Source organism: Serratia sp. G204Y, assembly GCF_051172435.1.
GTDB lineage: Bacteria > Pseudomonadota > Gammaproteobacteria > Enterobacterales > Enterobacteriaceae > Serratia > Serratia sarumanii.
The window spans coordinates 1-23,566 of the sequence record NZ_JBPIZA010000011.1 but is presented as its reverse complement, the minus strand read 5'-3'; the positions used below and the strand labels follow the sequence as shown (position 1 = coordinate 23,566).

The 23,566-nt window shown below is 56.9% G+C and carries 20 protein-coding genes, 1 pseudogene and 1 riboswitch; of the genes and pseudogenes, 8 read left to right on the top strand and 13 right to left on the bottom strand.

The genetic code is table 11. The features are described 5' to 3' along the window. Window positions 1-3: 3 nt before the first annotated feature. Window positions 4-771, bottom strand: a complete 768-nt coding sequence (nudC, locus tag ACSBQQ_RS24330) for an NAD(+) diphosphatase (protein WP_033638644.1) — start codon at window positions 769-771, stop codon at window positions 4-6. 101 nt (window positions 772-872) lie between these two features. Here nudC and ACSBQQ_RS24325 point away from each other — a divergent pair, with 101 nt between their 5' ends. The 8 genes from ACSBQQ_RS24325 (at window position 873) to ACSBQQ_RS24290 (ending at window position 8,611) form a co-directional block, all read left to right on the top strand. After that, complete coding sequence (locus tag ACSBQQ_RS24325; protein WP_019456431.1) at window positions 873-1,376, top strand: Rsd/AlgQ family anti-sigma factor; 504 nt, start codon at window positions 873-875, stop codon at window positions 1,374-1,376. 39 nt (window positions 1,377-1,415) lie between these two features. After that, a riboswitch (TPP riboswitch) is annotated at window positions 1,416-1,540 on the top strand. A 114-nt stretch (window positions 1,541-1,654) separates the two neighbouring features. Then, entirely contained in the window at window positions 1,655-3,598 is a 1,944-nt protein-coding gene (gene thiC / locus ACSBQQ_RS24320) for a phosphomethylpyrimidine synthase ThiC (RefSeq protein WP_033649986.1), read from the top strand. Then, entirely contained in the window at window positions 3,591-4,241 is a 651-nt protein-coding gene (gene thiE / locus ACSBQQ_RS24315; protein ID WP_033649985.1) for a thiamine phosphate synthase, read from the top strand. Before thiC ends, thiE begins: the two co-directional genes overlap by 8 nt. Further along, window positions 4,234-4,983, top strand: a complete 750-nt coding sequence (locus ACSBQQ_RS24310) for a HesA/MoeB/ThiF family protein (protein WP_033636730.1) — start codon at window positions 4,234-4,236, stop codon at window positions 4,981-4,983. Before thiE ends, ACSBQQ_RS24310 begins: the two co-directional genes overlap by 8 nt. Next, window positions 4,980-5,180: a sulfur carrier protein ThiS gene (gene thiS, locus ACSBQQ_RS24305; RefSeq protein WP_016929423.1), complete on the top strand. Its 201-nt coding sequence runs from the start codon at window positions 4,980-4,982 to the stop codon at window positions 5,178-5,180. The genes ACSBQQ_RS24310 and thiS overlap by 4 nt, the downstream gene beginning before the upstream one ends. Window position 5,181: 1 nt before the next feature. Further along, entirely contained in the window at window positions 5,182-5,961 is a 780-nt protein-coding gene (locus ACSBQQ_RS24300; protein WP_033649984.1) for a thiazole synthase, read from the top strand. Then, complete coding sequence (thiH, locus tag ACSBQQ_RS24295) at window positions 5,961-7,094, top strand: 2-iminoacetate synthase ThiH (RefSeq protein ID WP_033649983.1); 1,134 nt, start codon at window positions 5,961-5,963, stop codon at window positions 7,092-7,094. Before ACSBQQ_RS24300 ends, thiH begins: the two co-directional genes overlap by 1 nt. A gap of 737 nt (window positions 7,095-7,831) precedes the next feature. Next, complete coding sequence (locus ACSBQQ_RS24290; RefSeq protein ID WP_033636724.1) at window positions 7,832-8,611, top strand: helix-turn-helix domain-containing protein; 780 nt, start codon at window positions 7,832-7,834, stop codon at window positions 8,609-8,611. Here ACSBQQ_RS24290 and ACSBQQ_RS24285 read toward each other — a convergent pair. The 12 genes and pseudogenes from ACSBQQ_RS24285 to tuf form a co-directional block, all read right to left on the bottom strand. Further along, window positions 8,597-9,871 (bottom strand): sensor histidine kinase, encoded by a 1,275-nt coding sequence (locus tag ACSBQQ_RS24285; protein ID WP_043148443.1) that lies wholly within the window; start codon window positions 9,869-9,871, stop codon window positions 8,597-8,599. The two genes, ACSBQQ_RS24290 and ACSBQQ_RS24285, sit on opposite strands and share 15 nt — an antisense overlap. Before the next feature lies 1 nt (window position 9,872). Continuing rightward, window positions 9,873-10,337: an oxidoreductase gene (locus ACSBQQ_RS24280; protein ID WP_033655328.1), complete on the bottom strand. Its 465-nt coding sequence runs from the start codon at window positions 10,335-10,337 to the stop codon at window positions 9,873-9,875. Beyond that, window positions 10,337-10,783 carry a GNAT family N-acetyltransferase gene (locus ACSBQQ_RS24275; protein ID WP_033655330.1) on the bottom strand — a complete coding sequence of 149 codons (447 nt, stop codon included), beginning with the start codon at window positions 10,781-10,783 and terminating at the stop codon, window positions 10,337-10,339. Before ACSBQQ_RS24275 ends, ACSBQQ_RS24280 begins: the two co-directional genes overlap by 1 nt. 167 nt (window positions 10,784-10,950) lie before the next feature. Beyond that, on the bottom strand, window positions 10,951-15,174 hold the full coding sequence (gene rpoC / locus ACSBQQ_RS24270; RefSeq protein WP_021505232.1) for a DNA-directed RNA polymerase subunit beta': 4,224 nt from the start codon (window positions 15,172-15,174) through the stop codon (window positions 10,951-10,953). Between the two features lie 118 nt (window positions 15,175-15,292). After that, window positions 15,293-19,321 carry a DNA-directed RNA polymerase subunit beta gene (gene rpoB, locus ACSBQQ_RS24265; RefSeq protein ID WP_033636721.1) on the bottom strand — a complete coding sequence of 1,343 codons (4,029 nt, stop codon included), beginning with the start codon at window positions 19,319-19,321 and terminating at the stop codon, window positions 15,293-15,295. A gap of 332 nt (window positions 19,322-19,653) precedes the next feature. Then, window positions 19,654-20,019 carry a 50S ribosomal protein L7/L12 gene (gene rplL, locus ACSBQQ_RS24260; protein ID WP_004929903.1) on the bottom strand — a complete coding sequence of 122 codons (366 nt, stop codon included), beginning with the start codon at window positions 20,017-20,019 and terminating at the stop codon, window positions 19,654-19,656. 63 nt (window positions 20,020-20,082) lie between these two features. After that, a complete protein-coding gene (gene rplJ / locus ACSBQQ_RS24255; protein ID WP_004929905.1) occupies window positions 20,083-20,580 on the bottom strand; it encodes a 50S ribosomal protein L10 in 498 nt (165 codons plus the stop codon). Between the two features lie 338 nt (window positions 20,581-20,918). Beyond that, entirely contained in the window at window positions 20,919-21,623 is a 705-nt protein-coding gene (gene rplA / locus ACSBQQ_RS24250) for a 50S ribosomal protein L1 (protein WP_033636720.1), read from the bottom strand. A 3-nt stretch (window positions 21,624-21,626) separates the two neighbouring features. Beyond that, a complete protein-coding gene (gene rplK / locus ACSBQQ_RS24245) occupies window positions 21,627-22,055 on the bottom strand; it encodes a 50S ribosomal protein L11 (protein ID WP_015376316.1) in 429 nt (142 codons plus the stop codon). Between the two features lie 165 nt (window positions 22,056-22,220). Continuing rightward, entirely contained in the window at window positions 22,221-22,766 is a 546-nt protein-coding gene (gene nusG / locus ACSBQQ_RS24240; protein WP_004929914.1) for a transcription termination/antitermination protein NusG, read from the bottom strand. Between the two features lies 1 nt (window position 22,767). After that, window positions 22,768-23,151: a preprotein translocase subunit SecE gene (gene secE / locus ACSBQQ_RS24235; protein ID WP_004929916.1), complete on the bottom strand. Its 384-nt coding sequence runs from the start codon at window positions 23,149-23,151 to the stop codon at window positions 22,768-22,770. Between the two features lie 260 nt (window positions 23,152-23,411). Beyond that, window positions 23,412-23,566 (bottom strand): annotated as a pseudogene (gene tuf / locus ACSBQQ_RS24230) (elongation factor Tu); the annotation flags it as partial.

Below are 23,566 nucleotides of genomic sequence, written 5' to 3'. Positions count from 1 at the left end.
ACATTATTCTGCCCGGCACAGCGCCACGGTGTCCTCAATCAACCGGCGCGCCACGGTGCCGGGCGGCGGCAACAGCGGCAATTGGTCGTAGCGATACCAGCCAGCGTTGAGCAGCTCCTTGGGATCGTGACGAATTTCCCCCTGATGGTAATCGGCCATAAAGGCCATCATCAGCGAGTGCGGGAACGGCCAGGGTTGTGAAGTGACGTAGCGCAGGTTCTTGATTTCGATATTGCTCTCTTCCATCACTTCGCGCGCTACCGCCTGCTCCAGCGTTTCGCCCACTTCGACGAAGCCGGCCAGCACCGTGTGGATACCGCCGCGATGGCGCACGTGTTGCGCCAGCAGGATCTGATCCTCGCGCCGAATGGCGACGATCACGCAGGGTGCAATCTGCGGATAGTAGCGCTCTTTGCAGTGGCCACACAGGCAGGCGCTCTCGCTGCGGCTGAGGTGCATCTCATGGCCGCAGTAGCCGCAATAGCGATGTGAACGGTAGAAATCCGCCAGCTGCACGCCGCGCCCGGCAAGCTGAAACAGACCGCGATCCAGATCCAACAGCTGACGCACCGAGCCCATCTCCCGCGGCATCGCCTGGCGCACCAGCCAAACCGGCGCGCCCGCCCACTCACCGATGGTGCGCGCCATACGGCCCTGCAGCCCGAGGGTGGCGGCCGTCCCCGACGGCAATTCACCGTTCGGTAACCAAAGTTTGCTTTCATGGCTGACGATCCACCAGCCGTTTTCATTGCCCGTTAATGCAAGTTCCATATCGTTGTTGCACAACCTCAGCTTCACTGGCACTCTACGAATCGGCTTTGTTACATTTTAATAACTTACCGGTTACTTTTATTACTTACACGGAGTCAAACATGCTCAACCGTTTGGAAAGGCTGACTCAGCGCGTTGGCGGTAGTAATGAATTAGTTGATCAATGGCTTCAGGCCCGCAAGCAGTTGCTGGTCGCCTACTGCACGCTGGTAGGCCTCAAACCGAATAAAGAAAAGCATACGCCGCTGAATGAAAAAGCGCTGGAGAACTTTTGCCACAACCTGGTGGATTACCTCTCCGCAGGGCATTTTCATATCTATGACAGAATTATCAAACAAGTGGAAGGCGCAGCCAGTCCGAAAATGTCGCTGGCGGTGAACATCTACCCCAAGCTGTGGGCCAATACCGAACAGATCATGGCGTTCCACGATCGCTATACCGAAGTGGATATCGATCAGGAGGTTTGTCTGGAATTCCACCAGGCCCTGTCGGATATCGGCGAAACGCTGGCGGCGCGCTTTGCGCTGGAAGATAAGCTGATCCTGCTGGAGGCGGAAGCCGCGCAGCAACCGCTGCCGGACCAGGCGCTGGATCCGGCGCGTTAAAATTTTATAGTTTTTTTTCTTATCCCTCCTATACTGGGGGGCATCTTGTCGGAGTGCCTAGCGCCTGATTTGTTCATCGAATCAGCCAGGCTGAGACCGTTAATTCGGGATCCGCGGAACCTGATCGGGTTAATACCCGCGAAGGGAACAAGAGTAATCTATCGCCACAGGCACGGCCTTCCCCTTGCGGGCGCCCAGCCTTATCGGCCACCATCATTACTCCCTCCGAGCTCCAGACAAGCAACTTTCCCAACCCAACACACTGGTAGGAACTTGCTATGTCTAACGTTAATCCACCGCGCGCCCGTAAAGCGCAACGCGAAGCCGCCCAGCAGTTTATCGACACCCTGCAAGGCATGGCTTTCCCGAACTCACGCCGTATCTATCTGCAAGGCTCGCGCAGCGATATCCAGGTGCCGATGCGCGAAATTCAGCTCAGCCCGACCCTGCTCGGCGGCAGCAAAGACAACCCCCAGTATGAACCCAACGAGGCGATCCCGGTGTATGACACCGCCGGCCCCTACGGCGATCCGCAGGCCAAGCTCGACGTGCACGCCGGTCTCGCCAAACTGCGCGCCGGCTGGATCGACGCGCGCGGCGATACCGCCACCCTCAGCGGCGCCAGCTCCGGCTTCACCCAACAGCGGCTGGCGGACGAGGGGCTGGATCATCTGCGCTTCGAACATCTGCCGCTGCCGCGCAAGGCGCTGCCGGGCAGGCGCGTGACCCAACTGCACTATGCCCGCGCCGGCATCGTCACCCCGGAGATGGAGTTCATCGCCATCCGTGAAAACATGGGGCGCGAGCGCATTCGCGGCGAGGTGCTGCGCCACCAGCACCCGGGCCAAAGTTGGGGCGCCAACCTGCCGGACAACATCACGCCGGAGTTCGTGCGCCAGGAAGTGGCCGCCGGCCGCGCCATCATTCCCGCCAACATCAATCACCCGGAGGCGGAGCCGATGATCATCGGCCGCAATTTCCTAGTGAAGGTGAACGCCAATATCGGCAACTCGGCGGTCACGTCGTCGATCGAAGAAGAGGTGGAGAAGCTGGTGTGGTCCACCCGCTGGGGCGCGGACACCGTGATGGATCTCTCTACCGGCCGCTATATTCACGAAACCCGCGAGTGGATCCTGCGCAACAGCCCGGTGCCCATCGGCACCGTGCCGATCTACCAGGCGCTGGAGAAGGTCAACGGCGTGGCGGAAAACCTCACCTGGGAGATGTTCCGCGATACGCTGCTGGAACAGGCGGAGCAAGGGGTCGACTACTTCACCATCCACGCCGGCGTGCTGCTGCGCTACGTGCCAATGACCGCCAAACGCCTGACCGGCATCGTGTCGCGCGGCGGCTCGATCATGGCCAAATGGTGTCTGTCGCACCATCAGGAAAACTTCCTCTATCAGCATTTCCGTGAAATCTGTGAGATCTGCGCCGCCTACGACGTTTCGCTGTCGCTCGGCGACGGCCTGCGCCCCGGCTCGATTCAGGACGCCAACGACGAAGCCCAGTTCGCCGAGCTGCATACGCTGGGCGAGCTGACCAAAATCGCTTGGGAATACGACGTGCAGGTGATGATCGAAGGCCCGGGCCACGTGCCGATGCAGATGATCCGCCGCAACATGACCGAAGAGCTGGAACACTGCCACGAAGCGCCGTTCTACACCCTCGGCCCGCTGACCACCGATATCGCCCCGGGCTATGACCATTTCACCTCCGGCATCGGCGCGGCAATGATCGGCTGGTTCGGCTGCGCCATGTTGTGTTATGTCACGCCGAAAGAACACCTCGGCCTGCCGAACAAAGAGGACGTCAAGCAGGGCCTGATCACCTACAAGATCGCCGCTCACGCCGCCGATCTGGCCAAAGGCCATCCGGGTGCGCAGATCCGCGATAACGCCATGTCCAAGGCGCGTTTCGAATTCCGCTGGGAAGATCAGTTCAATCTGGCGCTCGATCCGGCCACCGCCCGCGCCTATCACGACGAAACCCTGCCGCAGGAGTCCGGCAAGGTCGCCCACTTCTGCTCGATGTGCGGGCCGAAATTCTGCTCGATGAAAATTTCGCAGGAGGTGCGCGACTACGCCGCGGCCCAGGAGGCCGCCAAGCCGATCGAAGTGCAGCTGACCGGCATGGAGAAAATGTCCGCCGAGTTCCGCGCCCGCGGCAGCGAGCTGTATCACAGCGCCGGCACCCTGCAAGAGGAGACAAGCAATGACTGATATCACGACCCCCTTCCCGGCTACGCCCCACAAGCTGGGGCTTTACCCGGTCGTCGACAGCGTGGAATGGATCGCTCGCCTGCTGGAGGCCGGCGTCACCACCATCCAGCTGCGCATCAAGGACCTGCCTGACGAGCAGGTCGAAACGGATATCGCCGCCGCCATCGCGCTAGGCCAGCGTTATCAGGCGCGGCTGTTCATCAACGACTACTGGCGGCTGGCGATCAAGCACGGCGCTTACGGCGTGCATCTGGGCCAGGAGGATCTCGATACCACCGATCTGGCGGCCATTCACCGCGCCGGTCTGCGGCTAGGCGTGTCCACCCATGACGACGCCGAGCTGGCGCGCGCGCTGGCGGTGAAACCTTCCTACATCGCGCTGGGGCACATCTTCCCCACCCAAACCAAAGACATGCCTTCGGCGCCGCAGGGGCTGGCGGAGTTGAAACGCCACATCGCCGGCCTGGCGGATTACCCGACGGTGGCGATCGGCGGGATCAGCATCGATCGCGTACCGGCAGTGCTGGCGTGCGGCGTCGGCAGCGTGGCGGTGGTCAGCGCCATCACCCAGGCGCCGGACTGGCGCGCGGCGACGGCCGAGCTATTGCGGCTGATCGAAGGCGAGGATCCGAACGATGCTTAACGATCAGGAATTCCTGCGCTACAGCCGCCAGCTGCTGCTGGAGGACGTCGGCCCGGAAGGCCAGGAGAGGCTCAAGCGCGCCACGGTGCTGATCGTCGGTTTGGGCGGGCTCGGTTCCCCGGCTTCGCTGTATCTGGCCGCCGCCGGCGTCGGCACGCTGCTGCTGGCCGACGACGACCAGCTGCATGTCACCAACCTGCAGCGGCAAATCCTCTACCGCAGCGCCGATACCGCCACCGGCAAGGCGGCGCTGGCGCAACGCCACCTGCAGGCGCTGAACCCGTTGGTGGAATCCATCCCGCTGGCGCAGCGGCTGCAGGGGCAAGCGCTGCGCGACGCGGTCGCCCGCGCCGATCTGGTGCTGGACTGCTGCGACAATATGGCGACCCGTCATGAGGTCAATGCCGCCTGCATCGCCGCCGCCAAGCCGCTGATCAGCGGCAGCGCGGTCGGCTTCAGCGGCCAGCTGCTGGTGCTCGAGCCGCCCTATGCGCACGGCTGCTACGCCTGCCTGTACCCGGAGCAGGAAGAGCCGCAGCGCAACTGCCGCACCGCCGGGGTGCTCGGCCCGGTGGTGGGCGTGATCGGCACTCTGCAAGCGCTGGAAGCCATCAAGATGCTGGCCGGTATGCCTTCCTCCCTCAACGGCAAGCTGCGGCTGTTCGACGGCAAGCAGCAGAGCTGGAGCACGCTGCAACTGAGCCAGGCCCGCGCCTGCCCGGTATGCGGAGGCGCGGCATGAAGATCCGTCTGAACGACCAACCGCTGGAGCTGGCGCAGCCGCTCAGCGTCGCCGCCCTGCTGACCCAGCTGGAACGCCACCAGCCGGGCACTGCGCTGGCGATCAACCAAACCATCATCCCGCGCGCCGACTGGGCCGACCATCAGGTGCAGGACGGTGACGACATTTTGCTGTTTCAAGCGATCGCCGGAGGCTGACATGCTGAAAATCGCCGATACCACTTTTACCTCGCGCCTGTTCACCGGCACCGGCAAGTTCGCCACTCCGGCGTTGATGCTGGAGGCGCTGGCGGCCTCCGGCTCACAGCTGGTGACCATGGCCATGAAGCGCGTCGATCTGCGCGGCGGCAACGACGCCATTTTGGCGCCGCTGCAGCAGCTGGGCGTAAGGCTATTGCCCAACACCTCCGGCGCCAAAACCGCCGCCGAAGCGGTGTTCGCCGCCCGGCTGGCGCGCGAAGCGCTCGGCACCCACTGGGTGAAGCTGGAGATCCATCCCGATGTGAAATACCTGCTGCCGGATCCGATAGAAACGTTGAAGGCGGCGGAAACGCTGGTGAAAGACGGTTTTGTGGTGCTGCCCTACTGCGGCGCCGATCCGGTGCTGTGCAAACGGCTGGAAGAGGTGGGTTGCGCGGCGGTGATGCCGCTCGGCGCCCCTATCGGCTCCAACCGCGGTCTGCGCACCCGTGACTTCCTCGAGATCATCATCGAGCAGGCCAAGGTGCCGGTGGTGGTCGACGCCGGCATCGGCGCGCCGAGCCACGCGCTGGAAGCGATGGAGCTGGGCGCCGACGCGGTGCTGGTGAATACCGCCATCGCCGTGGCGCGCGACCCGGTGCAAATGGCACGGGCGTTTCGCCTGGCGCTGGAGGCCGGCGAGCTGGCGCGCAGCGCCGGATTGGGTGCCTGCCAGCGCGGTGCGGCCGCCTCCAGCCCGCTGACCGCCTTCCTCAGCCAACCAGAGGAGGCGCAGTGATGGCCGACGATTTCAGTAGCCGCTGGCAACAGCTGGATTGGGACGACATTACGCTACGCATCAACGGCAAAACCGCACGCGACGTGGAACGCGCGTTGACCGCCGACAAGCTGACGCGCGACGACTTTATGGCGCTGATCTCCCCCGCCGCCGCGCCGTATCTGGAACCGCTGGCGCAGCGCGCGCAGCAGCTGACCCGTCAGCGCTTCGGCAACGTCGTCAGCTTCTATGTGCCGCTGTACCTTTCTAACCTGTGCGCCAACGACTGCACCTACTGCGGCTTTTCGATGAGCAACCGCATCAAGCGCAAAACGCTGGACGCGGCGGAGATCGCACGCGAGTGCGAAGCCATCAAGGCGCTGGGGTTCGAGCACCTGTTGCTGGTCACCGGCGAACATCAGAGCAAGGTTGGCATGGACTATTTCCGTCAGCACATTCCGGCGATCCGCCGCCACTTCAGCTCGCTGATGATGGAAGTGCAGCCGCTGGCGCAGGACGAGTACGCCGAACTGAAAACGCTGGGCCTGGACGGCGTGCTGGTCTATCAGGAAACCTACCACCCGGCCACCTATCTGCAGCACCATCTGCGCGGGCAGAAGCAGGATTTTCATTGGCGCCTGGCCACGCCGGATCGCCTGGGGCGCGCCGGGATCGACAAGATCGGCCTCGGTGCGTTGATCGGCCTGTCCAACAGCTGGCGCACTGACTGCTACCTGCTGGCGGAACATCTGTTCTACCTGCAGCAAACCTACTGGCAGAGCCGCTACTCGATCTCGTTCCCGCGTCTGCGCCCCTGCGCCGGCGGCATTGAGCCGGCGTCGATCATGAGCGAGCCTCAGTTGGTGCAGCTGATCTGCGCCTTCCGGCTGTTCGCACCGGACGTTGAGCTGTCGCTGTCTACGCGTGAGTCGCCGTACTTCCGCGATCACATGATCCCGGTGGCGATCAACAGCGTCAGCGCCGGATCCAAGACGCAGCCCGGCGGCTATGCCGACGATGTGCCGCCGGAGTTGGAACAGTTCGAGCCGCACGACGGCCGCACGCCACAGCAGGTCGCCGAGGCCATCAGCAACGCCGGGCTGCAGCCGGTGTGGAAAGACTGGGACGGTTATCTGGGACGCAGCACGCAATAAGCGGCAACGTTTACCGCCGCGTGAAGAAAACGCTGGAGCGGCCGCGCAATGCCGAACGCCGGCGCTGGCGCCGGTAACCTCCCCGGCTATAGTGACCTTGCCGACCGCCAAACCCGGCGTCGGCCGGGGCCGTCACCCTCTCGATGGCCCCGCCTTATCCCATCCCGGATCGCGCCGGAGCTTCTCTTGCGCGACGCCGGGCCCTCGTCCGCGGCAACGCGCATATGGCGTATCGCGGCCGGTAAGGGCGTACGGGCAGATTGCCTTGTCGGCTAATGGGCAGTCAGAAAGATGGCATAACGATGTGCGGCACTCACTCAGGAGTGATACTCATAGAGCGCTGTGGCGGCAGAAAAGTGGGAACGAGGATAAGAAGGTACAGCGACGAAGAGAGATTCGAGTGGTCATCCCCGGTGCTGCCATTGGCCCTGGTGTTGGCCGCGGATCTTTTTGCCGCCTGCTCCCTGCTTACGGACAAGAGCAGGCGGTTTATTTTGTGAGACTGGCACCCCCCCAGGACGCGAATCACACAGTATGTGCGCTAATTAACCATACAAACGATTAAATGTGAATGTCTTTTGAGTGTTTTTTTATTTTGCATCGAGTGTATTTTGAGTTTGACAAGCAAAATCAAACTGATATCGCTGCAACCCCCAGTCATCATCTATAATCCAGCACGGGTCCTCGCGCAGGTTTTTCAGCGCTCGCGGTCAACATCAAAAAAAGCCAAGGTTGTCATGAAGAAAACGCCAAATTACATCGATGCAATCAGCGCGTTGCTCACTCTGAAAGGAGTTGGCGACAGAAAGCATGCCTCCACGATGGCCAACATACTGAACCTTCAGTACAACAGCGCCAAACAGAAGCTGGATGGCAAAAGAGGCATCACCCTCGATGAAGTCAAAAAGGTATTTCAGTACTTCAACGAGCCGTTTGCCGGCCAAAGGACGCATAACGCCGTCTTTATCATGAACAGCATTCACAAGCGCTGCAATATTGAGGTTGACGAGCGCCCGGTCACGCAAGCGGACAACGACGAAACCTACGCCTGCAAAAAAGACGATCTTTTCATCATCAACACCAATCGGGAACATGCCGCCGAGGCTCCGCTGTACAAAGTCAACAAGATAGACTTTCTGCCGGCCCCGCGTATCGCGATCCTGGACAATGATGGGGATATTCTCGAACTGTTGAAGAAGATCGCCAGCCGCTACGGCATCGAGACTGAGACCTTTCAGACGGCGGACGCCATGCTGGCCGCGCTGGAACAGCAGTCCTTTGAGGCGTTTATTCTGGACTGGCTGTTGGATTTCGGCGAGACCTCCGAACGCGTCGTGAAGAAAATTAAAGACGCCCTCGATCCGCACGCCCGCATCATCATTCTGACCGGCCAGCTGAATCACTACGAGAAAAACATCGGCGATATGATCCTGCACTATGACGTACATCTGGTGGAAAAACCGACCAAGCCGCTGATTATCTCCTCGCTGCTGCTGTCGAACCTATTCTTTAATTAGTTTGACCGGGATGCGGATCAAAAACGATGAGCCCACTCCTTCGACGGATTTGGCTTTAATGGTACCTTTCATCGTCGTGACGTAATTTTTGATAATGGTCAGCCCCAGCCCCAACCCCTGCCGCGTTTCCCTTTCCACCCCCTGATTGAACGCCTTATACAACCGATCCAGATTTTTGACGTTAAACCCGATGCCGGTGTCTTTTACTCGCAAATACAGATTGCCGTGACATACCTTCACGTTAAGGGTTATCGCGCCGCGGTGGGTAAATTTATCCGCGTTGCTGAGCAGGTTGGCCAATATTCGGTAGAGCTTGTATTTATCAGAACCAATCAGGCCGGCATAAGACGAACGGTGAATCACGAGGCGATTGCCGCGCCCGGCGCCGATGCCGGTTACGGCATCGTCCACCACCTCATTCAGCCGGAAGGTGGAAATATTGATTTTGACTTCCCCCATCTCAAGCCGCGAATAATCCATCACCTCGCGCGTTTGTTCGGCGATCTTATTGCCGTGATAGGAGATCAGGCGGGCTTCTTTTTTCAACTCTTCCTGCGCCAGCTCGTGCTCCATGATATCCGCGGCAATGACGATGGCCTGAGTCGAGCCGGCGATCTCGTGGTAAATGGAAGAGATAAAGATGTTCTTGTTCTTGATGATCTCTTTTAACGAGAAGGCATTTCTCAGCACCAGGAACATCATCAGAAACACCAAAATCAACGAAAAGAGGGCGAACATCTCGGCTTTACTCGAATTCTCCTGGATGATGCCTTTCACTTCGGTAAAGTTTTTAATCTGTATCCGATAAATAATTTCCTGGATATCGACCAGCGTGCCCTCGATATCATCCATATAAGAGAGAATGTCCGCCTTGTTTTTCTGCCCCACCAGCAAGCCGGTGGAGAGATCGTCCAACGTGCGGTACTGCTGCTTCAGCAGCGCAACATTCTTGATGAACTCGTCGTCGTAATAAAAGGAGTCGCTGAAGGTCGAACGGCTCTCCAGGATCTGAATCTTCGAGTAGAAGATTTTCTTTTTGATCTGGAAGGCGTCGTAGTCGTTATTTTCACTGAGCAACAGCGCGGTTTTGGTTCTTTCAAACGCCAGAAAGAGGATCTCGGCCACCGAGTAGTTGTCCAGATTGGGCTCGATCTGCTTATAGCGTTCTTTTACGCCGCCGAAGTTAATGGCAATCAACAAAATCAATAAGGAGAAGATGGCAACCAACGCGATAAGAGTACCGATCAGTTTTTTGCTCATCTTATTTCAGCTCCAACCGTTTAACTTGCCAGACGGTTTTCGCGTTCACATCCAGGTTATTCAGCTCGGCGTAGCTATCGCGCGGATAAATAATGGCGAACGGCCCCAGTTCCCCCACGTCGATCGGCTTGCCGCCGCGCTGATAGGCGACGATCACGCGGTATTTAGTCATCTCGTCAATCGGCATCGAATAGGAGTAATCATCCCAGGCGAAAGCGCGCACCGACTGGCCTTTCAGATGATAGGCTTTCACCAGCTCCGCAAGCTCAACGCCGGTGAACGTATCTTCCGGGGTGAAATTGGTCGAGGTTTTAATCGTGTGCGACGGCATCGCCTCCAGCATCTGCCGGGTTATCTTGATCTTCTCGCCGTCGAGCGGCTTCAGGTAAAAATAGTCAACGGCCGCATACAGCGGCGCGCTGAACAGCGAAAGCAGCAGTAACGTCATCAATCCGTTGATTTTCATCAGTCACCCTCTTTGCGTTTCACCAGTTCGACCTGGCCGAATTCATCCTGCCCGACCACGGCCCAGCCGTGATGTTGATAAAAGCCTTCGGCTTTGGAGCCGGGATCGGTGGTTAAGTGGATCGCTTCGGCACCGTGTTCAAACATCCAGTGAGTGATCCGTGCCAGCAAGGCGGAGCCGATCCCCTTCGACTGGTATTCCGGCTTCACGAACAGGCCGCCGATCAGCGGTTCAGGGATGAATAGCCCGAAGCCAACGCCGGCATAGTCGTCGCCATGCTTGCAGATCCAGCCGCCGCCCTGGTTGATGTCCTCCAGCGCCTGTTTGCGCTGCAGATACTGGATCTGATGCGGATGCAGCAGGTTTTCCTCAACGGAAAAGCGGATCTCATACAGGTAAGGCAGGTGTTGCGCCGTCAATTTTTCGAAGGTAATGAGGCTGTCCATGTTCGCACTGTCCTTGGTTGTCAGGTAAAAAGCGCCGGTCAATTTCTGCTGTAACCATAGTAGCAAAGTTTGCTCGGCCCCGGCATGAGGCGAAAAAAAACCGCCCCCGAGGGGGCGGTTTATCTGGCGATGGGCCCGGCATGCCGGGCCCGCGGCGCGGATGACGATTACTCGTCGTCGCTGCCGCCCAGGCCTGCGTTGAGCAGCTCGGCCAGGTTAGCCGTCGCTTCTTCCGCGCTGACTTGCGGAACAACCGGCGCTTCACCCTGAGCACGGCGACGCATGCGATCCTGATGATAAGCGTAACCGGTACCGGCTGGGATCAGACGGCCCACGATGACGTTCTCTTTCAGGCCACGCAGTTCATCACGCTTGCCGGCTACGGCAGCTTCGGTCAGAACGCGCGTCGTTTCCTGGAACGATGCAGCGGAGATGAAGGACTCGGTCGCCAAGGAAGCCTTGGTGATACCCAGCAGATCGCGCGAGAAGGTTGCCGGGATCTTACCTTCAGCTTCCAGCTGACGGTTGGCAATCTTGACGCGAGACACTTCAGCCTGCTCGCCTTCCAGGAACTCGGAGCCACCAGCGCTAACGATAGTGCCTTTACGCAGCATCTGACGAACGATAACTTCGATGTGCTTATCGTTAATCTTAACGCCTTGCAGACGGTAAACTTCCTGCACTTCGTTGGTGATGTAGCGGGTAACCGCATGCACGCCACGCAGACGCAGAATGTCGTGCGGAGACTCTGGGCCGTCGGATACGACGTCGCCACGTTCCACCACTTCGCCTTCGAACACGTTAAGCTGACGCCATTTCGGAATCATCTCTTCGTAAGCGTCGCTGCCGTCCAGCGGAGAGATCACCAGGCGACGTTTGCCTTTGGTCTCTTTACCGAACGAGATAATCCCGCTGATTTCAGCCAGGATTGCCGGCTCTTTCGGACGACGTGCTTCGAACAGGTCGGCAACGCGCGGCAGACCACCGGTAATATCCTTGGTACCGCCGGATTCCTGAGGAATACGCGCCAGGGTATCACCCGCACCGATCTGAATGCCGTCTTCCAGCTGAACGATCGCTTTGCCCGGCAGGAAGTATTGAGCAGGCATATCGGTGCCTGGGATCAATACGTCTTCGCCCTGAGCGTCAACGATTTTCAGTGCCGGACGCAGGTCTTTACCGCTACCGGTACGCTCTGCGCTGTCCAGAACTACCAGAGAAGACAAACCGGTCAGTTCGTCGGTCTGGCGAGTAATGGTCTGGCCGTCAACCATGTCCGCGAAGCGAATGAAGCCGCTGACTTCACTGATGACCGGCATGGTGTGCGGATCCCAGTTAGCAACGGTTTCGCCGCCGTTAACTTCTTCACCGTCGCCTTTACCCATCACGGCACCGTAAGGCACCTTGTAGCTTTCTTTGGTACGGCCGAATTCGTCGATCAGTTTCAGTTCGGTGTTACGCGAGGTGATCACCAGCTTGCCCGCAGCGTTCATAACGAACTTCGCGTTGCTCAGCTTGATGCTACCCTTGTTTTTCACCTGGATGCTGGATTCAGCAGCCGCACGAGATGCCGCACCACCGATGTGGAACGTACGCATCGTCAGCTGTGTACCCGGCTCACCGATGGACTGTGCCGCGATAACGCCGATGGCTTCACCTTTGTTGATGATGTGGCCACGTGCCAGGTCGCGACCATAGCAGTTTGCGCACACACCAAAGTCGGTTTCACAGCTCACCACGGAACGGACTTTAACGCTGTCGACAGAGTTCTCTTCCAACAGGTCACACGCCTTCTCGTTCAGCAGGGTGTTGCGTGGCACCAGAATGTCCGCCGTACCCGGCTTGAGGACGTCTTCTGCCGTCACACGGCCCAGAACGCGTTCACGCAGCGGCTCTTTCACGTCGCCACCTTCGATAACCGGAGTCATCAGGATGCCGTCGTGGGTGCCACAGTCGTCTTCGGTCACAACCAGATCCTGCGCCACGTCAACCAGACGACGGGTCAGATAACCGGAGTTCGCGGTTTTCAGTGCGGTATCCGCCAGACCTTTACGAGCACCGTGGGTGGAGATGAAGTACTGGAGTACGTTCAGACCTTCACGGAAGTTCGCGGTGATTGGCGTTTCGATGATGGAGCCGTCCGGCTTCGCCATCAGACCACGCATACCGGCCAGCTGACGAATCTGAGCGGCGGAACCACGCGCACCGGAGTCGGCCATCATAAAGATGCTGTTGAAGGAAACTTGCTGTTCCACTTCGCCGTCACGGTTAACCACGTCTTCTACCGACAGGTTTTCCATCATCGCTTTCGCAACGCGTTCGTTCGCTGCAGCCCAGATATCGATCACTTTGTTGTAGCGTTCGCCGGCGGTAACCAGACCAGACTGGAACTGCTCCTGGATCTCGGCAACTTCGGTTTCCGCTTCTTCGATGATCTCCGCTTTCTTAGCCGGGATAACCATGTCGTCGATACCTACGGAAGCGCCGGAACGGGCTGCGTAAGCAAAACCGGTGTACATGATCTGGTCAGCAAAGATAACGGTCGGCTTCAGGCCCAGGATGCGGTAACAGGTGTTCAGCATCTTGGAGATCGCTTTCTTGCCCAAAGGCTGGTTAACGATCGCGTACGGCAGACCTTTCGGTACGATCATCCACAGGATGGCGCGTCCGATGGTGGTGTCGATGATGCTGGTCTGAGAAGTCCATTCGCCTTCGGCGTTTTTGACGTCTTCGGTGATACGCACTTTAACGCGCGCATGCAGAGACGCCAGGCCGGCGCGGTAAACACGCTCAGCTTCTTTGGAACCGTTCAGCACCATGCCTTCGCCCTTGGCGTTAACACAGTCGCGGGTCATGTAGTACAGACCCAGTACAACGTCCTGAGAAGGAACGATGATTGGCTCGCCGTTCGCAGGGGACAGGATGTTGTTGGTGGACATCATCAGCGCACGCGCTTCCAGCTGGGCTTCCAGCGTCAGCGGTACGTGAACGGCCATCTGGTCACCATCGAAGTCGGCGTTATAGGCCGCACAAACCAGCGGGTGCAGCTGGATCGCTTTACCTTCGATCAGAACCGGTTCAAACGCCTGGATACCCAAACGGTGCAGGGTTGGTGCACGGTTCAGCAGTACCGGGTGTTCGCGGATCACTTCGTCCAGGATATCCCAAACGACGGCTTCTTCACGCTCAACCATTTTCTTGGCGGCTTTGATGGTGGTGGCCAGGCCACGCAGCTCCAACTTGCCGTAGATGAACGGTTTGAACAGCTCCAGCGCCATCTTTTTAGGCAGACCGCACTGATGCAGACGCAGGTATGGACCTACGGTGATTACGGAACGGCCGGAGTAGTCAACGCGTTTACCGAGCAGGTTCTGACGGAAACGACCCTGCTTACCTTTGATCATGTCGGCCAAAGATTTCAGAGGACGCTTGTTGGAACCGGTGATGGCACGACCGCGACGGCCGTTATCCAGCAGGGCGTCTACCGCTTCTTGCAGCATACGCTTTTCGTTGCGCACGATGATGTCCGGCGCAGCCAGATCCAGCAGGCGTTTCAGACGGTTGTTACGGTTGATCACGCGGCGATACAGATCGTTCAGATCCGAGGTCGCGAAACGACCGCCATCCAGCGGAACCAGAGGACGCAGATCCGGCGGCAGTACCGGCAGCACGGTCAGGATCATCCACTCCGGTTTGTTACCGGACTGCACGAACGCTTCCAGCAGCTTGATACGCTTGGTCAGCTTCTTGCGCTTGGTTTCGGAGTTGGTTTCGTTCAGCTCTTCACGCAGCTGCTCGCACTCGGCTTCCAGATCCATGTTTTTCAACAGAGCCTGAATAGCTTCCGCACCCATCTTGGCGTCGAATTCGTCACCGAACTCTTCCAGCGCGTCCAGATACTGCTCTTCGGTCAGGATCTGACGGCGCTCGAGGTTGGTCATACCGCCTTCGACCACCACATAGGATTCGAAGTACAGTACGCGTTCGATGTCACGCAGCGGCATATCCAGCAGCAAACCGATGCGGGATGGCAGCGATTTCAGGAACCAGATGTGCGCGGTCGGCGAAGCCAGCTCGATGTGGCCCATGCGCTCACGACGCACTTTGGTCTGGGTCACTTCAACGCCGCACTTCTCACAGATCACGCCGCGGTGTTTCAAGCGCTTGTACTTACCGCACAGGCACTCGTAATCTTTTACCGGCCCGAAGATACGGGCACAGAAAAGGCCGTCACGCTCTGGTTTGAACGTACGGTAGTTAATGGTTTCCGGCTTCTTAACTTCACCGAACGACCACGAACGGATCATGTCTGGCGAGGCCAGAGCAATCTTGATCGCATCAAACTCTTCGGTCTTAGTTTGCGCTTTCAGAAACTTCAATAAGTCTTTCACGGATTGGCTCCTGTCGGAGTTAAACCTGTTGGGTACCCACAACCGCAGTAGGTACCCGTGTGACCTGAACAACCACCCTCAGGCTCCCTTAGGCGGGGAGCCTGAGCCGGCATGACGATTACTCGTCTTCCAGTTCGATGTTGATGCCGAGCGAGCGGATTTCTTTCAACAGTACGTTGAAGGATTCCGGCATGCCTGGCTCCATCCGGTGGTCGCCATCCACGATGTTTTTGTACATCTTGGTACGGCCGTTAACGTCATCCGACTTAACGGTGAGCATTTCCTGCAGGGTATAAGCCGCGCCGTATGCTTCCAGTGCCCACACTTCCATCTCACCGAAGCGTTGACCACCGAACTGCGCTTTACCACCCAGAGGTTGCTGAGTCACCAAGCTGTAAGAACCGGTTGAACGGGCGTGCATTTTATCGTCAACCAAGTGGTTCAGTTTCAGCATGTACATATAGCCGACAGTAACCTGGCGCTCGAATTGCTCACCGGTACGGCCATCGAACAGCGTGATCTGACCGGAGGTCGGGATACCGCCCATTTCCAGCAGTTGCTTGATTTCAGTCTCTTTCGCACCGTCAAACACCGGCGTTGCGATCGGCATACCTTTTTTCAGGTTCTCTGCCAGACGCAGCACTTCGTCGTCGCTGAAGGTGTTCAGGTCAACTTTCTGGCAAACGTCGTCGCCCAGATCGTAGGCCTTCTGGATGAACTCACGCAGCTTGGCCACTTCCTGCTGCTGCTTCAGCATCTGGTTGATCTTCTCACCGATGCCTTTCGCAGCCATACCCAGGTGGGTTTCCAGGATCTGACCGATGTTCATACGTGATGGTACACCCAGCGGGTTCAGTACGATGTCTACCGGCGTGCCGTTTTCATCGTAAGGCATATCTTCGATCGGGTTGATCTTGGAGATAACACCCTTGTTACCGTGGCGGCCCGCCATCTTGTCACCCGGTTGGATCTGACGTTTAACGGCCAGATAAACCTTGACGATTTTCAGCACGCCCGGTGCCAGATCGTCGCCCTGAGTGATCTTACGACGCTTGGCTTCCAGCTTCTTCTCGAAGTCGGATTTCAGTTCGTCGTACTGCTCAGCCAGCTGCTCCAGCTGGTTTTGCTTCTCTTCGTCGGTCAGGCCCAGTTCCAGCCAGCGATCGCGCGGCAGCTTGCTCAGCTTGTCGGCTTCGATGCCACCGGCAACCAGCACCGCGTGGATACGCGCAAACAGGCCGGCTTCCAGGATCTGCAGTTCTTCAGTCAGGTCTTTCTTCGCCTGCTTCAGCTGCATCTCTTCGATTTCCAACGCGCGCTTGTCTTTTTCCACGCCATCGCGGGTGAAGACCTGCACGTCGATAACCGTACCGGAAACGCCGTTCGGTACACGCAGAGAAGAGTCTTTAACGTCAGACGCTTTCTCACCGAAGATCGCACGCAGCAGTTTCTCTTCCGGCGTCAGCTGGGTTTCGCCTTTAGGCGTTACCTTACCGACCAGAATGTCACCGCCGGTCACTTCAGCACCGATATACACGATACCGGATTCATCCAGCTTGGAGAGCGCAGCTTCACCCACGTTAGGGATGTCGGCAGTGATCTCTTCAGGCCCCAGCTTGGTGTCGCGAGACACGCACGCCAGTTCCTGGATGTGGATGGTGGTGAAGCGATCTTCCTGCACTACGCGCTCGGAGACCAAGATGGAGTCTTCGAAGTTGTAGCCGTTCCAAGGCATGAACGCTACGCGCATGTTCTGGCCCAGTGCCAGTTCGCCCAGGTCTGTCGATGGGCCATCCGCCAGCACGTCGCCGCGCTCGATTGGCTCACCCAGATTCACACACGGCATCTGGTTGATGCAGGTGTTCTGGTTAGAACGGGTGTACTTGGTCAGGTTGTAAATATCGATACCTGCTTCGCCCGGGTACATCTCGTCTTCGTTAACTTTGATAACGATACGGGAAGCATCCACGTACTGGATCACACCGCCGCGTTTGGCAACGGCGGTTACGCCGGAGTCAACCGCTACGGCGCGTTCCATACCGGTACCAACCAGCGGCTTGTCAGCACGCAGGGTAGGTACGGCCTGACGTTGCATGTTCGCACCCATCAATGCACGGTTGGCGTCATCGTGTTCCAGGAATGGAATCAGTGAAGCACCAACGGAAACAACCTGCTGGGTGGATACGTCCATGTAGTCAACCTGGTCGCGGCTGAACAGGCTTGATTCGCCTTTGCTGCGGCAGGTGACCAGGTCTTCTACGAAGCGGCCTTCTTCATCCAGGTTGGAGTTCGCCTGGGCGATAACGAAGTTGCCTTCTTCAATAGCAGACAGGTAGTTGATTTCATCGGTCACCACGCCGTCACGCACGCGGCGGTACGGGGTTTCCAGGAAGCCATACTCGTTAGTCTGTGCGTACACGGACAGGGAGTTGATCAGACCGATGTTTGGACCTTCCGGCGTTTCGATTGGGCACACGCGGCCGTAGTGGGTCGGGTGTACGTCTCGAACTTCAAAGCCGGCGCGCTCACGGGTCAGACCGCCCGGGCCCAGTGCGGAGATACGGCGCTTGTGCGTGATCTCGGACAGCGGGTTGTTCTGGTCCATGAACTGGGACAGCTGGCTGGAGCCGAAGAACTCTTTCACCGCCGCCGAAATCGGCTTGGCGTTGATCATGTCCTGAGGCATCAGGGTATCCAGATCGCCCAGAGACAGACGCTCTTTCACCGCACGCTCAACACGCACCAGACCTACGCGGAACTGGTTCTCGGCCATCTCGCCGACGGAACGGATACGACGGTTGCCCAAGTGGTCGATATCGTCCACTTCGCCCTTGCCGTTACGGATATCGATGAGCTTCTTCATCACTTCGATGATGTCGTCTTTGCTCAGGATGCCCGAACCTTCGATCTCGTCGCGCAGCAGAGAACGGTTGAACTTCATACGGCCAACCGCGGACAGATCGTAGCGGTCTTCGGAGAAGAACAGGTTCTCGAACAGGCTTTCGGCAGCTTCGCGCGTTGGCGGCTCACCAGGGCGCATCATGCGGTAGATTTCTACCAACGAGCTCAGACGATCGGTGGTCGGATCGACGCGCAGCGTTTCAGAGATGTACGCGCCGTGATCCAGATCGTTGGTGAACAGCGTTTCGATGCGCTTGTGGCCGGACTGGCTCAGCTTGGCCAGCAGATCCAGCGACAGCTCCATGTTGGCTGCGCAGATCAGTTCGCCGGTATTGGTATCGATATAGTCTTTCGCGACCACTTTGCCCGCGATGTACTCTACCGGTACTTCAATGCTCTGAATGTCGTCTTTTTCCAGCTGACGGATATGACGAGCGGTGATGCGACGGCCTTTCTCTACGTAGATCTTGCCGTTGGCTTCGATGTCGAACGAAGCGGTCTCACCACGCAGGCGCTCTGGCACCAGCTCCATCTGCAGCTTGTTGTCACGGATTTCGAAGACGATCTTGTCAAAGAACAGGTCGAGGATCTGTTCAGTGGTGTAGTTCAGCGCGCGCAGAATGATGGTCGCAGGCAGTTTGCGGCGACGGTCAATACGCACGAACAGGTTGTCCTTCGGATCGAACTCGAAGTCCAACCATGAACCGCGGTAAGGGATGATGCGTGCGTTGTACAGCACTTTACCCGAGGAGTGGGTTTTACCCTTATCGCTGTCGAAGAATACGCCAGGACTACGGTGCAACTGAGATACGATAACCCTCTCAGTACCGTTGATCACAAAGGTGCCGTTTTCGGTCATGAGCGGAATTTCGCCCATGTAGACTTCTTGTTCCTTGATGTCTTTGACCGTACCTTCAGGCGCTTCGCGCTCATAGATAACCAGGCGCAGTTTTACGCGCAGCGGTGCAGAGAACGTCACACCACGGATCTGGCACTCTTTGACGTCGAAGACCGGCTCACCAAGACGGTAGCTAACGTATTGCAGCTCCGAATTGCCACTGTAGCTCTGGATAGGGAAAACAGAACGGAATGCGGCTTCAAGGCCGTACTGCCCTTCTGGATCTTGCTCGATAAACTTCTGGAACGAGTCAAGCTGGATAGAAAGGAGATATGGTATGTCCAGCACTTGTGGACGTTTACCAAAATCCTTACGAATACGTTTTTTCTCGGTATAGGAGTAAACCATAGGGTTCCTCAGCTCGCTGATCAGTGACCCAATCTGTCCGTCCGATTAGGGACAGTTCATGCAACACCGTTTTGTCGACCGGAAAGCGGGAACACTTTCCGCAATGTCTCTTGCTATCACGCTTAAACCATTTCATCGCGTCTTCCCCCAGAACTCCTGGTAGTGCAAAGACCGCGGTATATTAAGTCGTCAATAGAAACAAACATTGGGAGGCGAAACCAGCAGCCAAACAGTGTGAAACGCTACTGGCGCCCTACAGCGCAAAAAGGCTGGTGACTAAAAAGTCACCAGCCATCAGCCTAAAAGACTAGGCTGCAACCGGAAAGGTTGGCTTATTTAACTTCAACTTCAGCGCCAGCTTCTTCCAGAGATTTTTTCAGAGCTTCTGCGTCATCTTTGCTCACGCCTTCTTTCAGAGCGGCTGGAGCAGATTCAACCAGGTCTTTAGCTTCTTTCAGACCCAGGCCGGTAGCGCCACGTACTGCTTTGATAACAGCAACTTTGTTAGCGCCAGCAGCTTTCAGGATAACGTCGAATTCAGTTTTCTCTTCAGCAGCTTCAGCCGGGCCAGCAGCTACAGCTACAGCAGCAGCAGCAGAAACGCCGAATTTTTCTTCCATAGCGGAAACCAGTTCAACAACGTCCATTACGGACATAGCGGCAACTGCTTCCAGGATTTGGTCTTTAGTGATAGACATAACAATTGTTCCTAAAATTCAGAAATAGTTTAAATACGTTAGCAAAGGCTAAGAAAGAATGGCTTACGCCGCTTCTTTCTGATCGCGTACTGCAGCCAGAGTGCGAACCAGTTTGCCGGCAGCGGCTTCTTTCATGGTTGCCATCAGGCGTGCGATCGCTTCTTCGTAAGTTGGCAGCGTCGCCAGGCGGTCGATTTGCGCCGCTGGGATCAGCTCACCTTCAAAGGCCGCAGCTTTAACCTCGAATTTTGCATTCGCTTTCGCGAACTCTTTGAACAGACGAGCAGCAGCGCCCGGGTGTTCGTGAGAGAATGCAATCAAGGTTGGACCGACAAACGTGTCTTTCAGGCATTCGAATGGAGTGCCTTCAACTACGCGACGCATCAGGGTGTTGCGAACAACACGCATGTAAACGCCAGCTTCACGACCTGCTTTACGCAGTTCAGTCATTTTATCTACGGTAACGCCGCGGGAATCCGCAACAACCGCAGACAGCGCGCCTTTGGCTACTTCGCTGACTTCAGCAACAATCGCTTGTTTGTCTTGAAGATTTAATGCCATTAGCTTTTTGCTCCTGGATTAGCCGGGGAAAATCCCCCGGAACTCACTTCACTCGGCGCTTTGTAAAACGCCACGCCGAGCGGCTTAACACGGTGAGCAGAATCCAGCAAAGACATTCTTTTATAAAAAAGAAAAATTTTCTTAGGCTCTGTCACCGTCTACGCAGGAAGGATTAAGTATCTTGCGATACACCTGCGGTCTTGGACGGAGGCCTGGATAGGCCAGGCTCCAACCGAAAAATCTTTGTTTTGCCTACGGCATAGCCAATAGCAAAACCTTGGGGCATAAGATTCTAGACAAATCTTGGCCCCAAGTCAAAGCGATAATCGCAAATGCGATTAGTTCGCTGCAGCAGACAGACCGCTCTGATCGATAGCAACGCCAGCACCCATGGTGGTGGAGAGGCTAACTTTCTTGATGTACATGCCTTTCGCCTGAGAAGGTTTTGCTTTTTTCAGCGCAACCAGCAGGGCTTCCAGGTTTTCTTTCAGTTTGTCTGCGTCGAAATCAACCTTACCGATAGTGGTATGGATGATGCCGTTTTTGTCGTTACGGTAGCGAACCTGACCTGCTTTAGCGTTTTTCACTGCTTCAGCAACGTTCGGAGTAACGGTACCCACTTTCGGGTTTGGCATCAGGCCGCGTGGACCCAGGATCTGGCCCAGTTGACCTACAACGCGCATTGCATCCGGGGAAGCAATAACAACGTCGAAGTTCATTTCGCCTTTCTTGATCTGGTCAGCCAGATCGTCCATACCTACCAGCTCTGCGCCAGCAGCTTTTGCTGCTTCAGCGTTAGCGCCTTGGGCAAATACGGCAACGCGAACGGAACGACCGGTGCCGTGTGGCAGAACGGTAGCGCCACGAACGTTTTGGTCAGATTTACGAGCGTCGATGCCGAGGTTAACGGCAACGTCAACGCTTTCTACGAATTTAGCGGTGGCCAGCTCTTTCAGCAGAGCAACAGCTTCAGCGATGTCATACTGTTTAGTAGCATCAACTTTGTCACGGATCACGCGCATGCGCTTGGTCAGCTTAGCCATCTCTTAATCCTCCACTACCAGGCCCATGGAACGAGCGGTACCTTCGATGGAGCGAGTCATCGCTTCAACGTCAGAACCAGTCATGTCCGCAGCTTTGGTTTCTGCGATTTCACGTACCTGAGCACGAGTCACTTTACCTACTTTGTCTTTGTTCGGCTTACCGGAACCAGACTTGATACCAGCCGCTTTTTTCAGCAGAACGGCTGCTGGCGGGGTTTTGGTAACGAAAGTGAAGGAGCGATCAGAATAAACGGTGATAACAACCGGAATCGGCAGACCTTTTTCAACGCTGTCAGTCTTAGCGTTGAATGCCTTACAGAATTCCATGATGTTAACGCCCTGCTGACCCAGAGCTGGACCCACTGGTGGGCTCGGGTTCGCCATACCAGCTGCAACTTGCAGCTTGACGTAGGCTTGTACTTTCTTAGCCATTTAAATTTCCTCGGTTTGGGTAGTATCGCCTCGCAAGAGGCTCCCCGTGTTTCACCCCGCCCAACATGCATCAGGCAAGGCATCTAAAAACAAAAGGCGCGAAATTGTAGTTCAATTTCGCGCCTTTGACAAGCGGCTACGGGCCACTCGTTGCTGATTATTCGATCAGCCTTTCTCAACCTGGCTGAAGTCCAGTTCCACCGGCGTTGCACGGCCAAAGATGGAAACGGAAACTTTCAGGCGGCTCTTCTCGTAATCGACTTCCTCGACCACGCCGTTGAAATCGGCAAACGGGCCGTCGTTGACGCGCACCAGCTCGCCCGGTTCGAACAGCGTTTTCGGACGCGGCTTGTCACCAACCTGCTGCAGGCGGTTCATGATCGCATCAACTTCTTTATCGCTGATCGGCGCAGGACGGTCAGACGTACCGCCGATGAACCCCATGACGCGCGGTACGCTGCGCACCAAGTGCCAGCTGGCGTCATTCATCACCATCTGCACCAGCACGTAGCCAGGGAAGAATTTACGCTCGCTCTTGCGACGTTGGCCGCCACGGATTTCAACCACTTCTTCCGTAGGCACCATCACTTCGCCGAACAACTCTTCCATATCGTGCAGTTTGATGTGTTCACGCAGCGATTGTGCTACGCGACCTTCAAAACCGGAAAACGCCTGAACGACGTACCAACGTTTTTTTGGAGCTTCAGACATTTTAGAACCTCAGGCCAGTAATAAACGACACCAGACGGACCAGAATACCATCCAGCCCCCACAGAATCAGTGACATCACGGCGGTTACCGCGGCAACGATCAACGTGGTGTGTAGCGTTTCCTGACGAGTTGGCCAAATCACTTTACGTACTTCGGTACGCGCTTCGCGGGCAAACGCAACGGTGGCTTTGCCTTTGGTGGTCATCAGAGCCACTGCACCTGCAACGGCGATGATCAGCACAACTGCCAGCGCGCGCAATGGCAGGCTTAAATCACGGTAGTAATAGTTACCGACAATAGCCACAACCAACAGAACGGCGACGATCAGCCACTTTGCCGCTTCCAGGCCGCGTCCGCTCCCTTGAGCCTCGGTATTCGCACTCATAAACCAACCTGTCACAATGATGATTCAGAACAAACAACTTTGCCTCGCATTGCGAGGCAAACCAAACCGATCGGATACCGCTTCAGCGCTATCCCGGTGTTTTACGCCATGACGTATTTCAGTCAATACGGTTTAAGAGCCCATCTCACCAATGATTATGACTGCAAAATCGCTGATGAGATAGGTTCTAGTTCACAGCGTAGAAAAAGGGCATCAAATGATGCCCTTTTACCGCGTGTCGCGTCAAACTTTATCAGCGATTAAGCGATAACTTTAGCTACAACACCTGCGCCAACGGTACGGCCGCCTTCACGGATTGCGAAACGCAGACCGTCGTCCATCGCGATTGGGTGAATCAGGGTTACAACCATGTTCACGTTGTCGCCTGGCATTACCATCTCTACGCCTTCTGGCA

Excerpts from the sequence above, each read along its gene's own strand:
- nudC (WP_033638644.1), bottom strand. The coding sequence starts at position 771 with ATGGAACTTGCATTAACGGGCAATGAAAACGGCTGGTGGATCGTCAGC.
- ACSBQQ_RS24325 (WP_019456431.1), top strand. The coding sequence starts at position 873 with ATGCTCAACCGTTTGGAAAGGCTGACTCAGCGCGTTGGCGGTAGTAAT.
- thiC (WP_033649986.1), top strand. The coding sequence starts at position 1,655 with ATGTCTAACGTTAATCCACCGCGCGCCCGTAAAGCGCAACGCGAAGCC.
- thiE (WP_033649985.1), top strand. The coding sequence starts at position 3,591 with ATGACTGATATCACGACCCCCTTCCCGGCTACGCCCCACAAGCTGGGG.
- ACSBQQ_RS24310 (WP_033636730.1), top strand. The coding sequence starts at position 4,234 with ATGCTTAACGATCAGGAATTCCTGCGCTACAGCCGCCAGCTGCTGCTG.
- thiS (WP_016929423.1), top strand. The coding sequence starts at position 4,980 with ATGAAGATCCGTCTGAACGACCAACCGCTGGAGCTGGCGCAGCCGCTC.
- ACSBQQ_RS24300 (WP_033649984.1), top strand. The coding sequence starts at position 5,182 with ATGCTGAAAATCGCCGATACCACTTTTACCTCGCGCCTGTTCACCGGC.
- thiH (WP_033649983.1), top strand. The coding sequence starts at position 5,961 with ATGGCCGACGATTTCAGTAGCCGCTGGCAACAGCTGGATTGGGACGAC.
- ACSBQQ_RS24290 (WP_033636724.1), top strand. The coding sequence starts at position 7,832 with ATGAAGAAAACGCCAAATTACATCGATGCAATCAGCGCGTTGCTCACT.
- ACSBQQ_RS24285 (WP_043148443.1), bottom strand. The coding sequence starts at position 9,871 with ATGAGCAAAAAACTGATCGGTACTCTTATCGCGTTGGTTGCCATCTTC.
- ACSBQQ_RS24280 (WP_033655328.1), bottom strand. The coding sequence starts at position 10,337 with ATGAAAATCAACGGATTGATGACGTTACTGCTGCTTTCGCTGTTCAGC.
- ACSBQQ_RS24275 (WP_033655330.1), bottom strand. The coding sequence starts at position 10,783 with ATGGACAGCCTCATTACCTTCGAAAAATTGACGGCGCAACACCTGCCT.
- rpoB (WP_033636721.1), bottom strand. The coding sequence starts at position 19,321 with ATGGTTTACTCCTATACCGAGAAAAAACGTATTCGTAAGGATTTTGGT.
- rplL (WP_004929903.1), bottom strand. The coding sequence starts at position 20,019 with ATGTCTATCACTAAAGACCAAATCCTGGAAGCAGTTGCCGCTATGTCC.
- rplJ (WP_004929905.1), bottom strand. The coding sequence starts at position 20,580 with ATGGCATTAAATCTTCAAGACAAACAAGCGATTGTTGCTGAAGTCAGC.
- rplA (WP_033636720.1), bottom strand. The coding sequence starts at position 21,623 with ATGGCTAAGCTGACCAAGCGCATGCGCGTGATCCGTGACAAAGTTGAT.
- rplK (WP_015376316.1), bottom strand. The coding sequence starts at position 22,055 with ATGGCTAAGAAAGTACAAGCCTACGTCAAGCTGCAAGTTGCAGCTGGT.
- nusG (WP_004929914.1), bottom strand. The coding sequence starts at position 22,766 with ATGTCTGAAGCTCCAAAAAAACGTTGGTACGTCGTTCAGGCGTTTTCC.
- secE (WP_004929916.1), bottom strand. The coding sequence starts at position 23,151 with ATGAGTGCGAATACCGAGGCTCAAGGGAGCGGACGCGGCCTGGAAGCG.